We start from the raw sequence: 13,823 nt of genomic DNA, 5'->3' as shown, positions 1-13,823 counted from the left end.
TCAGAGGCGAAAATATTTCATTGGTGATTAACCCAGCACGGTCTTACCATCATGCTTTTCAGTGATCGGCTATCTGCACGTTTTCTGCAGTGAGCCTTTACCCAGGTTTATCAACGCACAGACGTAGGTAAATCTGTTCAAATTGCAAAATGACCTTTCTCGACAAGATGACATGACTTGATTTCGATCTCAGCTGATATTCGCAATACGCTGGGAGCTTGTTCCCTTCAGGTGTGAAAGAATCCACAGGCTTTACCAGACTCATCTCGACGCCAGCGAACTGCCTGTCGTTCGCGGTGTACGGGCCTGCACTAGAGCCTCCAGCCAGCGGCATCCTGCCGCAGTAGATATCTGGAGCAGAATCAAACTGTGGAACCCTACAGGGCCTGCAGCCAGCACGTGAAGGGCGCGAACCGCAACGGTCTGAATCAGTCGGCCAAACGTCGCTAAAATATATCGAAGAAATTAAACATTATAGTGTACAGCGGAAATTGATATTGAAAAGCCGGAACAGGTGAGCGAATATGCATTGCTCGCTGAGGCTTAACTGATATATTTCAAACCAAATGTAACTCATTTTAAGGAAGAATATATGCCAGAAATCGTTATTAATCTTGCGGCAGGACGTGACAAAAAGCAAAAAGAAAAACTCATGCAGGAAGTTTTTATCGCAGTTAAGAATAGCCTGGACGTGAAAGATGAGTACATTGTCATTTCTCTGAACGAGACTCCCAGAGATAACAAATCTCGCGGTGGGAAACTGTTCAGCGAAGAGTAACCCGTAATCGCAAGCTGCTACGTAAGATTACTCTGTTAATGCCACAGCAGTTAGCGTTAGTGTTATGTAATGATTGCTTTAACACAAAGCGGACAATGGATGACCTGACGTTTTCACTGCTGCTCTGATCCAATCAGACTCTAACGCCAGAACTGAAATTAAAACGGGTGCAGGGGCAGGTGCTTCATATGCCTGTGCGCGTTGAAGCAAGTGTGCTTTCTAAAATCAGGCTGGATTGCCGGGCTAAATTGCACATTTGTACAGTGCTTGTAAAAGTTGAGCCCGATGCCGTGGAAAAATGCCGAATCAAGGCATTTCTGAATCGTTTAAAAGCAGGCACCCAGCGGGCGGTTAGCTATAAAGAGCCAAGCTGGATCCGGACACTAACACTCTACTCCCGGCAAAAAAGTGTCAGTGCAGGTAACAAAAGCGTGACGAATGCGCTTATAAAGATTTAATGCGCGAGGTTTTTTCTTTACTGTTCGTAAATCCAGATTTTAAGTTCTTTATCAGACTTTCTGACCTGTACAGGAAAAGCAGGAAGAGGCAGCAATGTTAATCTGCGCGCGGGACTGGCCTGCGATTAGCTCTTATATCATCAGTCTCACATTTATCTACTGTTCCTGCTGCGTGCTGTGCATGCTGACAATTGTGTTTTCACGGGCACCCGGTCAGTGCAACCGGGCATTTATGTGTTAATGCTGATCTGCGCCTGAACAAATCACTTGAAGAGCCATCACGTGTACATAATATGAATGTCATGACTGTGATAAGGCGGGGTCAGGCACCCATCACTTTTGCAAACCAGAACTTACACACCCCTTCACGCACATTCCAGTGTTTAGCCGGATGATCTTTGTACTTATCGTAAATTTTATCCAGATCGTCGTTTTGTGACACCGGCAGATCCTGCGGTATTTCCACAACACCTCGCGAATCAACACCTACATAACGTTTACCTGCTTCCGGAATAAATGCCACACTACTGTATCGCCGCATGCTCTGAGAGTTATCTATAACATAGATTGACCAATATTCATTGGGTTTGATTCGGCTTTCTAACAAGCGATTCGATGCGCCGTCCAGAAGATTATTGCTGATATAAATTGTCTCGGTTTTCTCGTAGCAATCGCTTTCTTTAGTGTATCGCTGCAAATAAACCAGCCCCTGATGTTTTTCATTGACCTGCGTGTAAATAACTGCGGCATCTGCTGAAGAATAGGGCTGATATCGCTTCGTACCCATAGGACCCGGGGCACACGCAGAGAGCAGCATGGAAACGCTGATAACTATGCCGATATGAAAGTGTTTCATTAATTTCCCTTTAAAATATTAATATGAAATGCAATTAATCCAACAGAATTTTAGTGTGTCAACCGTGAAAGGTGCAACGGGCTCAACGATATTTGACCGGCTCTGGGCAGCCCCTCAACCTGAGTCATTAGTCAATACATCAAACCCTTCAAGAATGAAGCTGAAATATTATATCTTTTTTATGCTTGCAATCAACACCGGCAGCTCAATACTGATGAGCTGATTAAATTGGTTTATGGATGTCATTCTTGTAATTCCTCTTTGGTATTATTTCAGGGTGAATAGTGTGGTCAACTGACATTACGGAATTTACACCTTGCTCATTTGATTTGTCGGCTTGAAAGAAATCAGGTATTTTTTTTTGAATGAGAATTGCAGTAATCTAAGCAGGATAATGATAGATATCAGTTCAGGTGCATCTAAGTGAGTTGAGCCGATATTCGTCCTAAAAGAGCCGTTTGATAGGATGTTAATAAAATGAGCAAGGATAAGACAGTGAAACGGATTTTAATCAGTTGTGTATGCAGCAGCCTCCTGTTGGGCTGTGCTCAGAAACAGGAGCGTAGGGTGCTTCTTTATCAGGATGCCACCGGAGAGACAGCGAAATTGCGCGTGATCGGTTTTACTGACTATACCACGCTGCATCAGATTAAATCGTGTACAGACTCATCTGAACTGGGCTACCTGCGCGATATGAAGAATGAAAAGCGCAATCCTGCCCGGGTGGTTGATAAGGGCTTCAGGAAAGCAACGCCGGCACCGGGGAATGTGCCACTGGATTATCAGGAACGCCTTCTCCCGGCGGAAGGGTGGATAGATATCCGGTCAGCGCTATTTGCCAGCGACGGTGGTATTTGTACTCTCAATACAAGCTGGTTCAAACCTAAAAAAGATGCGCTGTATGAAGTGCGTAACCGGCTCAACAAAAAGGGCAACCTGTGTTCTATGGAGTTCGTCCAGATTGATCAGATGACAGGACGCGCAGAACGTGTTGAAACACATAAATATGTTGCTGAGTTTTTACCCTGCCAGACCCTGACGCAATAGCTGTTCATTTGTTTAGTCATACTATGACGGGCTGTTTCAGCAACGGTAAGTTCTGTCGGTTCAGGACGTCTTCAAGGGATTTGCCCTCACCGACGATGTACGGCCCTGACTCAAGGGTGAGTATCAGCTGAAAGGGACTGTGCTAACCTGGAAAGCCAGTTAGCTCTGCCAGACCTCAACGCGCCCATAGCTAAACAGACAGGTTCTCAGCAACGATCAGACTAATCTCGTAGCTGGATTAATGCCTGCTATGAGCGAGAAGCGGACGTCAAAAGCATGGCGACAGGAAAGGTTTACCACATTAAACAGAATAACCCGATCACGAATCACACCTCCTTTGATCCCAGGTTATGGTTGAAATCCTTTTACAACATGAGGGGAGACATATGATTGTCAGAACATGGCACGGATGCGTACCGCTCAAGCATGCAGAGGGCTTTGCAAATCATCTGCAAAGAACCGGTGTCAGGCATTCAGAAAGAACACCTGGAAATCTGAGGGCATATGTACGCAGAGAAACACAGGGTGAATGGGAGCATTTCTTCCTGGCTACTTACTGGGAAAATCTTGAGGCCGTAAAAGCATTTGCAGGCGAACAATATCAGGTTGCAGTCACCTATCCGGACGATGAGCAATTTGAGCTGCGATCCGATCCTTACGTCTTCCAGCACGATGTGCAAGCCGTATCCTCTCTGTAATCAATTGCTGGCCGCAGCCATGATGCGGCCACTTCCTCTTCTGTGTCTGCTTAGCACTCACATTTAACAGAAAACTACTATTATGTACCGATCTCCGAGTCTCTCCTCATGAGGAACTCGTCATAAAATATCCCGTCTACATATAGTGCTGCGGTATCTGTTGCCCACTCGGTGAATCCGAAGGTACGATATAGCGCATACGCAGACCGGTTAGTGGTAACCACTGAGAGTTTCACAGTTTTAGCTGAACTGGCGGCTTCCAGCGCTGCTTCCATGAGGCCAGACGACAGGCCACTCCCTCTCATCCCGGAGCGAACATACATTCCCCAGATATTTGCAACATGGCTCAGTTTAGGGAGCGAGCTGCGGCTAACGCCAATCATGCCCTGCAGGATATTATCGTGATCGTATCCACCAAAAACATGGCTGGCTCTCAGCTGTTCGGCAAAGAACTGTAAAGGCTTATGGCTGCATTCGTCGTAGGATGCGCCAAAGGCGTCAGGATGAAGCCGTAAAGCCTCCAGCCTCAATTCTCTGAAGTCGCCAAGATCGCTCTCGATGATGCGCCGTACCGTAAATCTTTCCATTGCGGCCTCCATGCTGTCATTGATTTAAATTGCCATAGCCCACTCAATTTAACATAAGAGTTTCTGGCTGCGCGGCCTGAAGGCCGTTTCCGGCATCTTACCTGCCCGAGACCTGAAAAATGACCCTGATGATTCCTGGATATCTCTATGATTAGGCAGTAAAGCTATACTTCACGAATTAGGGCGTGCAGATGTTGAAAACGTCCGATCCTGACACAAAACGGACTCAAGGCAGGCTGGTGTCTGCTATACGTAAAAAGTGAACTTCACTGTTGGTGACTGGCTACTATGCATGCGCATTCGCAACTCACAGCCGGACGCAGTGCCTGTTATTTTCATATTGCCTGGCGCAAACAGGGAGGTCGGGCGCTTTTATCCCGGGGGACGGCATGGGCATCGGCGGGCAGGGTAATCTCAAGGGATTTCTGCAGTTTCTGAAGGTGCATTGCTCCGGCCTGGATATTGACAGTCACACCAGTCGGGAGGGCAGCGCTTATCCCGGTAAACGATCGGCACTTCGTGGTGCAGTTTGATTCCATAAACACGGCAATATAGACAGAAAGCCGTGAAATGGATGCGCACCAATTTCATTGTGCTCATGGTACAGGTCATGGATGCAGTGCAGGCCAGCAACACGCTGGCGGAATTCAGCAAAAGCCGGAACAAAGCCGACGCGAAGGTGGGAGAGAACGGTAGCGTAATGAACGGATCAGCGCCCGACGTCGACGTTCCGAACGGCTGGAAATATGAGGAGCTGGTGGAGTTTGCCCGGTATGCTGTCAGGCCGGAAAGTTAATTTCCGGAAAAACTAAAAAGGCCGCACACAAATTCACAGGGGAGTGTGCGGCTTGATGAAACCAGTCATCTAAAGCAGATATAAAAACTGAAGGAAAATATATCTGCGCTCCGGGATGATTAATGTTCCTGCCGTCAACTGTTATCCAGATGCTTCACCGGTCTGAATATCTTTTTTTCAGCAGGTTTTTTAGGTTTCTTCGGGGTATTAAGCACCAGATATTCATTTTGCCCTTCTTTTTCGTCCGGCTTAGAAATACAGAATGGACAAACCTTAACACCCGAAAAGTGTATTCCGGCTACGGTCAGCGCCTGATTCAGCGTATAGCAGCTGCCGATAAAGGTGCGCTCCTCAATGGACGGCAGCTGCGGGCAATCTATGCGGTGCAGAAGCAACCCGGACGGGAAATGGTCGCTGACATAAAATTTCATAGCCTTATACATGCTTCATCCTCTTGCTGCGTGCATAAAACCTCCATGTTGAATATGAAACTTTCAGCGTAAATTTACGCGTGAAAGCTTTCGCAAAAGCTATGTGATGTTTATTTAACTCCATCAACACATTAACTTATTTGCGTTAACTGAAAATAGCATCATTAATTAAATTTAAAAAAGCACTTTTTTTGGGGCTAAATTAATTGTCAACACTAAACCTGAAGGGGTCAAAATGTCTCTTTTAATGGTACACAATTTATAAGTGTATGATTTTTACCGCTTCGGTTTATATCACTGATCAGAAAGAACCGGAATCATTAGGAAAACTCCTGTTTAAAAAAACCAGGTGTTTGCTGAGTGAATTTTTTTCATGTAGTGGCGTCGGCTTGCACCATCATTATTTCTGAATAAAAAAAATAATTATGCTCAGAATATTTGCCGCTTCGCTTTTTTCATACAGTGGTGATAGTTCACCTCGGCAACAATCTGTAAGCAAAACAGTTGTGTGGTCAGACCATTTGATTAGAAAAATTTTTGACTCAAGAGGTCAGCCTGAGCGCGCGATGATCTGCCAGTCAGTTGAAGGCATATCTTCAGGCGATGAGTAGCAGAAAAACAGTTCCCCGGTGTCATTCATGAAAACATGCTTCATATCGGGATCTACATCCGTCTGTCTGAAACGTAGCAAGCCGATGGCCTCACTTTTACCAGTGGCAAACAATATCGGCAATCTGGATGATAGTTAACATGGTATCAGCAAAAGTGTACGCCTCAGAGAGTAAAAGGAATACCAGGCATGGTGTGCTTTCTATGCTTCAAGAAGTATCGCGATGAGTGGTTCTAATCTCCGGGTGATGACGTTGACGAGGCTGTGACCATCTTTGCACAAGAAAACCAACTTACCCGAAGGTAGCTCCATTAGCGCCATCATAGATAAGGCCGGAATGATCAGGACGAGCTAGCAACAAAAGCATTGTATGCCAGCGCTCATGCTTTATCAGATTCCAACCCTTCTACTTTTTGCAGCTGCGCACGTCCTGAACCTACCATGTTGATCCATCCAGCATGTTCAATGCGAAATTACCCACTGGTCATCATATCCACGCATGGCTCAAAAAAGTTACCTACGCAAATTACAACTTTTTTATGATTACTGAACAGCGACAACCGCCAGCATTGCTGCCACTTTGAATATATTTTTTGGCATCACCATCGACTCATTTAAGGAGGGAGGGCATGCAGCACAAAGCGAACTGTGCGCAGGCCGATGTCCGTTAGGAGCGAAAAGCAGACGTCAAAAGATGACGATAATGTAGTTCTGATGTCTGAATTTCTAACGGACTGGTGAAACGGACAATATTAAGAAAAACTAACTGACATTACTGACTGATGGTGTACCAATCCTGGGGCAGGTCGAGGTTACCATAGCCTCTGCCTGGCTCGTCAGTGAGACATCATTGAGGTGACGTTCGTTACTATACCGATGTGAAAACTCAGGGATTCAGAAAAAATGAAAGATTTAGCATGAAACGTCAGTTACCTCATCAGGTTTGTTGTTGTTGCAACAGGCCTAGCGGCAGGTCTGGCAGGGATGGCGCTGGGGCTGATTTTATATGCTGTGCAGCACCACGCGTTTGGCTACAGCCTGTCGCATGTTATCGGTACGGTCTCTTTTCTTCAGGGCGTCAGTGATTCTTCCTTCGTGCGACGCATTGCAGCTATCGTGACTGGCGGTGTTATCGCGGGCTGCGGATGGTGGTTGCTGGGTCGTTATGGTCAGCCTCGCGTCTCGATCAAGGACGCTGTCTCTGTGCCCTCCCGGGCAATGCCCCCGGGCACCACGACCGTTCATGCGCTGCTACAGATCATGACTGTTGCGCTAGGCTCCCCACTGGGACGTGAGGTTGCCCCACGTAAAATGGGGGCGCGCGCCGGTTGGGTTTAAACCAGGGTGAGGTCCGGATCCTGATTGCCAGTGGTGCAGGCGCTGGCCTGGCGGCTGTCTATAATGTGCCACTGGCAGGAGCCTTGTTTAGTCTGGAAGTTCTGCTGATCGCTTTTAGCTGGGAAAAGCATTCGCCGCCGTCGTCACTTCTGCGCTCGCGGCCTGGATCGCCACACTCGGCCTAGGGAATGAATCGCAGTATCATTTTCTGTCCGTTGCGCTTCCTCACACCCTTATACTCTGAGCCTGTATTGCGGGCCCGCTGCTGGGCCTTGCGGCATGGGAATTCCGGATTATCACAGGTAAAGCCCGCGCCGGGGTCAAAAGTAACTGGCAGATGCCCGTTATCTGTCTGATTGCCTTTACTGTGCTCGCTGTGCTGAGTCTTTATTATCCTCAGTTACCGGGTAACGGTAAGGGACCGATGCAGATGGCCATCAGTGATGAACTTGATTATCGCCACGCTGCTGTTTTGCTGGGACTGAAACTTCTGGTGATCCTGGCCGTTCTGCGGGGCGGCGCGGGGAGGGCGGCCTGCTGACACCCGCCCTTGCGGTCGGCGGGCTATTGAGTCTTCTGCTTTGTGCCGGATGGCAGCTTGTTTTTCTTGGCGGTAATGCCCCCAGTTTTGCACTTGTTGGAGGCGCGGCATTTCTGGCGGCATCCATGCAGATGCCCCTTCCCGCAGTCGTCCTTGTGATGGAATTTACCCAGATGGAGCACAGTTATTTTGTTCCGGTGCTGTTATGTACGGCAGGCTCTTATCTCACCTGCCGCATTCTTAATGGAAAATATCAATATTGAAATAGTGAGCACGTCAGTTAAGAGCGAGAAGCGGACATTCAAGTAAGCGTCAGAATTACATATGGGCCGGAAAAATCGCAAGATGGATAAATATTATTTGCTGTCTTTAGTGGTTATTACTGTTTGAATTCTCGAAGATATTTATAGACAGTCGTGCGGCCCAGGGACAGCACGCCGGCAATATAATCGGCTGCATTTTTAGCGCGAAATGCGCCTTCCAGATGCAGACTCTGAACCAGCTTTTTTTTCTGTTCTCGCGTGAGCGCGCTGAGCGAGGTATTTTCTCTCCGTATCCATTCATGAAGAAAGGTATTGATATTTTCCTGCCAGTCATCCCGAAAAAGCTGTTCTGGTTGTGGCTGAAGGCGCGTGACTGAAAGAAACATTTCGAGGGCATTTCTGGCCTCTTCAAATACCGTTGTACTGAGGTTGATGCACAACAGGTAGCCTGGCGTTTTTTCATCCCCCGTTGCGATCGTAACGGAGCGCATTTTCTTTCCGTCCCAGTTGAGCTTTTCATAAGGACCCGTTACCGGCGCCAGCGAATTCTGCTGTAAATCGTCCAGGCCGGCATCATCGCCTGGCTTGCGCTTTGACAGGTTGTTAGCAATGTAGGCTACAGTGCCGGCTTCAACATCATGGATGACGACTTCCACGCTGGGGAAGAAAAGCGCGGCAATACCGTCAGCAACCGACTTCAACAGCCGCAGTTGTGCATTTTCCGGGACGGGCTTCTTTACCATTTTTATCCTCATGCAGTGCCATTCAGTCAGATTTGTATTGTCCTGATTTTCAAAGCCCGTACTTTATCACGTTATGTCAGAAGCTGGCGGCATCGCCAGCTTTAAAGGGTTGCGTTCTGGCTCTGGCCGCAGGGCGAAACCATACCCTGCCTCCTGGCACTTAATCGGCTTCGGGCAGCAGTCTGATAAAATCATCTTGTAAACAAATTGTTCATAATGTACTTTTCAGTACACATTATATCACATGTCAGCTGTTTTGCAGGCCCGACAGGAATACCTATGCATCCTACCGCCATTCCCGTTATTACCGCGGAGCAGACCGCGGACATCCTCCAGCATATTGACGTAAGAGAGGCCATGCGCCGCGTGTTCACCAGCCTGGCGCGCGGACAGGCTGTACAGCCGGCACAGAAGGTCGTGTTGCTGCCCAACAACCAGGGGGATTTCATTAACTACTTCGGCGTGGACATGTCCCGCCAGCTGCTCGGAGCGAAAATTTCGCCTTACCTGGTGACGGAGCAAAAGCCGGTAATTACCGCGTGGACGCTGCTGATGTCTACCGCTGACGGCATGCCGTTAATGCTGTGTGATGCCTCCCTGCTGACAACAGAGCGCACTGCGGCAACGACGGCTCTGGCTGTTGAACTGCTGGCCCCAGCGGAGGCGCAAATACTGACCGTAATCGGTACAGGCCCTGTTGCCCGGGCGCATATTCGCCATGCACTGGCGCTGCGTAAGTGGAAAGAAATCCGGATCTGGAGCCGGAGCGGCTTTCACACAGCAGAATCATTTGCGCATGAGGCTGGACTGCCAGAACGGCTGCTGAGAGTCTGCAGAAGCGCAGAAGAGGCGGCAAAAGACACGGATGTTCTGATGCTGTGCACCTCTTCGGCAACGCCTGTCATCAATGTGAAGCAGTTAACCCGACCCTGCCTGATTACATCCATCAGCACGAACGCACCGGGCGCGCACGAAATATCCCCTCAGGCGCTGCTGGAAATGGACGTTTACTGTGATTACCGGCAAACCACGCCCGCTTATGCCGGTGAAATGGTGATTGCAGCCCGGGAAACCAGCTGGAGCGCGGAAAATATCCGGGGAGACTTACCGGAACTGGTTACCGGGGGCGCCGTAAAGCCGTTTTACAAACGACATGTGTTTTTCCGCTCCCTGGGCCTGGGACTGGAAGATGTCGCCATCGCGGACAGCGTGCTGTCTTATCTCAGAAAACAGGATAAATAAGATGAAAATCAGACCGTTTGGTGTAGAGCAGTGGATGAATGAGTGGGAAACCCGCTGCGAATATAATCTTGCCGAAACCTGCGTTGAATCCCTGACCATGCAGCAGTTGCTGGATATGACAGGCAAAACCCGGGAGGTTCTGGAGGATATGCTGAACATTAAAATGACATACGGGCATATCACCGGTTCAGAGCGTCTGCGTCAGCTCATTTCTGAGCAGTACAGCAAACAGTCGTCAGAAAATATTCTCATTACACATGGTGCAATCGGCGCCAATGCCCTGATTTATGAAACGCTGGTGGAACCGGGCGACACGGTAATTTCCGTCCTGCCGACTTACCAGCAACATTATTCCATTCCGGCGAGTTATGGCGCTGATGTAAAAATCTTACCTCTCCGCGAAGAGAATGGCTTTCTGCCGGATCTGGCTGAGCTGAAATCCCTTATTGACGATAAAACGAAGCTCATTGCCATCAACAATCCCAACAATCCGACCGGGGCGCTGATAGACGAAGCGCTTATGCGTGACATTGTAGAGGTTGCGCGTTCAGCAGGTGCCTGGCTGCTCTGTGATGAGGTCTATCGTGGCACTGATCAGGACGGTGACGGTTATACTGCGGCCATGGCGGATTTGTATGAAAAAGGGATCAGTACGGCCAGCATGTCTAAGGCCTACTCTCTGGCCGGACTGCGTCTGGGCTGGATCGCGGGTCCCGTTGAACTGCTGAAGGAAGTTGAAATTCATCGGGATTACAACACGGTCAGCGTGGGCATTCTGGATGACTACTTTGCCTCTCTGGCGCTGGAAAACCGCGACAAGATACTGGCCCGCAACCAGAAAATGCTACGTGACAATCTGAAAACGCTGGATGCCTGGGTCAGTAATGAACCGCTGGTAAGTTACGTGAAACCCCGCGCCGGCACGACGGCGCTGCTGAAATACGATCTGCCGCTCAGCTCACGTGAATTTTGCGTCCGTCTGCTGGAGCGTTACGGGGTCATGTTTACGCCGGGAGAAGCACTGGATATGGAGGGATATCTGCGCATTGGCTTCGCCAATAACAGTGAAGTTATGAAACAGGGTCTGACCCTGGTCAGTCGCTTCATTCGCGAGCTGGCAGAGGAAAATCAGTAAAACACGCCCGCCGACAAAATTCTTTTTGTCGGCACGATCATTCCGTCTCCCTATACAGGCGAGGCTTTAGAACAACATCTTGATTACTAGGAGCTGTGTATGAAAGTCAGAGGTATCTTACTGTCTGTGTTGCTGGCCCTGGGCGTGACGCAGACCCTGCATGCTGAAGTCCCTCAAAATATCCGTCTGGGTACAGAACCCGCCTATGCACCCTTTGAATCCAAAAATGCTCAGGGTGAAGTGGTGGGTTTTGACATTGATCTGGCAAAAGAGCTGTGCAGACGAATAAAGGCAAACTGCACGATTGTGCAGACCGAGTTCGATGCACTCATACCTTCACTGAAAGCCCGAAAAATTGATGCCATCATTGCTGCTCTCTCTATCACGCCAAAGCGCCTCAAAGAGATAGACTTTACGGATAAACTTTATAGCGCTAATGCGCGACTGATTGCACCGAAGGGCAGTAAAATCCAGCCTGAACTTGCGTCTCTTCAGGGTAAAAGCGTGGGGGTTCAGCAGGGCACAATTCAGGAAGTTTACGCTAACCGATACTGGTCGCCGAAGGGCGTGAATGTTGTTGCCTACCAGGCGCAGGACCAGGTTTACTCTGATCTGACAGCCGGTCGCCTTGACGCGGCGTTTCAGGATGAAACCGCAGGCAGCTATGGTTTCCTGAAGCAGGACGCGGGCAAATCCTACGAATTTGCCGGACCGGCAGTAAAAGATAATGAAATTTTCGGAGTTGGCACCGGCATCGGACTGCGAAAAGGAGACAAAGCTTTGCAGGACGCTTTTAACACAGCTCTCGCTGATATGTTAAAAGACGGCACCTATCAGAAAATTGCCTCGCGCTATTTTGATTTCGACATTTACGGAAAATAGCGTATGAGCGCGCCAGCTTGTTCCGGCGCGCTGTTTTCTTTTTTGTTGAACAGCCTGGAAAGTGCATGAAAACAAAACGTACAGAACTTCCCTCTCTGGTAGGCGGACAACCCCTCTTTCTTGACCGCTATTCTTTTGGTGAGGCAGACAAAGGGCACAGCGCCTATATCCAGGCCGGACTTCATGCAGATGAACACCCGGGCATTCTTGTTATGCAACACCTGATCATCATGCTGAAAGAGTATGAAAATCAGGGCAGTATCACGGGGAAAATTACGCTTGTTCCGCTTGCCAATCCGGTTGGTATGATGCAAAACGTGCTGGGTTACTGGGCAGGCCGTTTCGACCTGGCAAATGGCGAAAACTTTAACCGGAACTTTCCTGAGCTCAGTCTCGCTCTTGAAAAACGACTTCTTGCTGGCGAAACCGATCCTGCCATGCTGATACAGCAGTCTCTGGCTGATACTGAACCAATGGACACGGTGGGGCAGATGAAGCATCTGCTGCTGTCCGAAGCCCTGAAGCACGATCTGGTGCTTGATCTTCACTGTGATACTGACGCTGTTCTGCACCTTTATACCAACCGCTTACATACCGAACGCGCACGCAAGCTTGCTCATGCACTGGGTGCAAGCGTAGTGTTTGTTGAGGATTTTGCTGGCGGACAGCCGTTTGACGAAGCCATCTTTAGGGCATGGAAGTGGTTTTCCGACAGGCAGCTGCTCGAAACAGCGGCTATTCCTTTCTCCGTTACCGTTGAGCTGCGCGGCCAGACGGATGTCAGTGATGAACTGGCGAAACAGGATGCGCAGGCAATCATCGACTTTCTGATAAGTGAAGGTCTTATTTCAGCGCAACCTGTAGCTTTTGAAAAGCCTGAGCGGGTGACAATTTTTCCCCTTGAAGGCGCAAGCCATCTTCTGGCTCCCGTAAGCGGCATTCTGGCCTGGCGGAAGAAACCCGGGGACGCGGTTACCAGAGGGGAACATATTGCTGACATTGTTTCTGTCAGTGACGGACAGCGGACGGACGTATGCAGCAATGTAAATGGTGTCATGATAGCGCGACCTGTCACGAAGATGATCAGGGCAGGCCAGCGTGTTGCGCTTCTGGCCGGTAATGAGCGTCTTGATGATCGTGAGGATGGTGAACTGCTCAGGCATTTCTGAGAGGATGCCTGAGATACAAGGCCACCTTCAGGCTACAGAAATTACTGTAGAAGCTTATGCGATACATGGCCGGGATATTCGATGATAAAGTCTTTGAATGCCTGCCTCTGGCACTGAGCGGGCCTAAAACCGCGAACTATCCGCTTTGAAGCGAGAAGCTGGCAAAACTGGTTCAGTATCATGCAGATAAATCCAGCACTGCTTTTACGGACATCAAATTATGCAGGGCATGAAATGGATATTCAGGCA

The 13,823-nt window shown here is 49.0% G+C and carries 13 protein-coding genes and 1 pseudogene; 10 read left to right on the top strand and 4 right to left on the bottom strand.

Annotated features, from left to right (window positions below; genetic code table 11):
* Nucleotides 1-592: 592 nt before the first annotated feature.
* Nucleotides 593-778, top strand: a complete 186-nt coding sequence (locus tag F3I15_RS04890) for a tautomerase family protein (RefSeq protein WP_150016790.1) — start codon at nt 593-595, stop codon at nt 776-778.
* A gap of 188 nt (nt 779-966) precedes the next feature.
* A complete protein-coding gene (locus tag F3I15_RS04885; protein ID WP_150016789.1) occupies nt 967-1,236 on the top strand; it encodes a hypothetical protein in 270 nt (89 codons plus the stop codon).
* A gap of 322 nt (nt 1,237-1,558) precedes the next feature.
* On the opposite strand, the gene F3I15_RS04880 is transcribed toward F3I15_RS04885, so the two are convergent.
* On the bottom strand, nt 1,559-2,092 hold the full coding sequence (locus tag F3I15_RS04880) for a hypothetical protein (RefSeq protein WP_150016788.1): 534 nt from the start codon (nt 2,090-2,092) through the stop codon (nt 1,559-1,561).
* Nucleotides 2,093-2,569: 477 nt separating this feature from the next.
* Here F3I15_RS04880 and F3I15_RS04875 point away from each other — a divergent pair, with 477 nt between their 5' ends.
* On the top strand, nt 2,570-3,139 hold the full coding sequence (locus F3I15_RS04875) for a hypothetical protein (protein WP_150016787.1): 570 nt from the start codon (nt 2,570-2,572) through the stop codon (nt 3,137-3,139).
* A gap of 386 nt (nt 3,140-3,525) precedes the next feature.
* Nucleotides 3,526-3,837, top strand: coding sequence for an antibiotic biosynthesis monooxygenase (locus F3I15_RS04870; protein ID WP_150016786.1), 312 nt, complete (start codon nt 3,526-3,528; stop codon nt 3,835-3,837).
* Between the two features lie 80 nt (nt 3,838-3,917).
* Here F3I15_RS04870 and F3I15_RS04865 read toward each other — a convergent pair whose 3' ends face one another.
* On the bottom strand, nt 3,918-4,424 hold the full coding sequence (locus F3I15_RS04865) for a GNAT family N-acetyltransferase (RefSeq protein WP_190314920.1): 507 nt from the start codon (nt 4,422-4,424) through the stop codon (nt 3,918-3,920).
* 574 nt (nt 4,425-4,998) lie between these two features.
* Here F3I15_RS04865 and F3I15_RS04860 point away from each other — a divergent pair.
* Entirely contained in the window at nt 4,999-5,220 is a 222-nt protein-coding gene (locus F3I15_RS04860; RefSeq protein WP_150016784.1) for a hypothetical protein, read from the top strand.
* A gap of 134 nt (nt 5,221-5,354) precedes the next feature.
* Here the strand turns inward: F3I15_RS04860 and F3I15_RS04855 are convergent, their stop codons facing one another.
* On the bottom strand, nt 5,355-5,663 hold the full coding sequence (locus F3I15_RS04855) for a hypothetical protein (protein WP_071669311.1): 309 nt from the start codon (nt 5,661-5,663) through the stop codon (nt 5,355-5,357).
* Nucleotides 5,664-7,197: 1,534 nt separating this feature from the next.
* On the opposite strand from F3I15_RS04855, the pseudogene F3I15_RS04850 reads away from it, so the two are divergent.
* A pseudogene (locus F3I15_RS04850) lies at nt 7,198-8,403 on the top strand (chloride channel protein).
* A 116-nt stretch (nt 8,404-8,519) separates the two neighbouring features.
* Here F3I15_RS04850 and F3I15_RS04845 read toward each other — a convergent pair.
* Nucleotides 8,520-9,146 carry a transcriptional regulator gene (locus tag F3I15_RS04845; protein WP_150016783.1) on the bottom strand — a complete coding sequence of 209 codons (627 nt, stop codon included), beginning with the start codon at nt 9,144-9,146 and terminating at the stop codon, nt 8,520-8,522.
* 279 nt (nt 9,147-9,425) lie between these two features.
* Between F3I15_RS04845 and F3I15_RS04840 the strand changes: the two genes are divergently transcribed.
* The 4 genes from F3I15_RS04840 (at nt 9,426) to F3I15_RS04825 (ending at nt 13,574) form a co-directional block, all read left to right on the top strand.
* A complete protein-coding gene (locus tag F3I15_RS04840; protein ID WP_150016782.1) occupies nt 9,426-10,388 on the top strand; it encodes an ornithine cyclodeaminase family protein in 963 nt (320 codons plus the stop codon).
* A gap of 1 nt (nt 10,389) precedes the next feature.
* Nucleotides 10,390-11,523, top strand: a complete 1,134-nt coding sequence (locus F3I15_RS04835; RefSeq protein ID WP_150016781.1) for an aminotransferase — start codon at nt 10,390-10,392, stop codon at nt 11,521-11,523.
* A gap of 99 nt (nt 11,524-11,622) precedes the next feature.
* Entirely contained in the window at nt 11,623-12,405 is a 783-nt protein-coding gene (locus F3I15_RS04830; RefSeq protein WP_150016780.1) for a lysine/arginine/ornithine ABC transporter substrate-binding protein, read from the top strand.
* 65 nt (nt 12,406-12,470) lie between these two features.
* A complete protein-coding gene (locus F3I15_RS04825; RefSeq protein WP_150016779.1) occupies nt 12,471-13,574 on the top strand; it encodes a succinylglutamate desuccinylase/aspartoacylase family protein in 1,104 nt (367 codons plus the stop codon).
* Nucleotides 13,575-13,823 lie beyond the last annotated feature (249 nt).

It is taken from the genome of Pantoea sp. M_9 (genome assembly GCF_008631385.1).
In the GTDB taxonomy this organism is placed as follows: Bacteria; Pseudomonadota; Gammaproteobacteria; order Enterobacterales; family Enterobacteriaceae; genus Pantoea; species Pantoea eucrina.
Note: the sequence above shows the minus strand (reverse complement) of the source record. Positions and strands in the feature narration are given on the sequence as shown.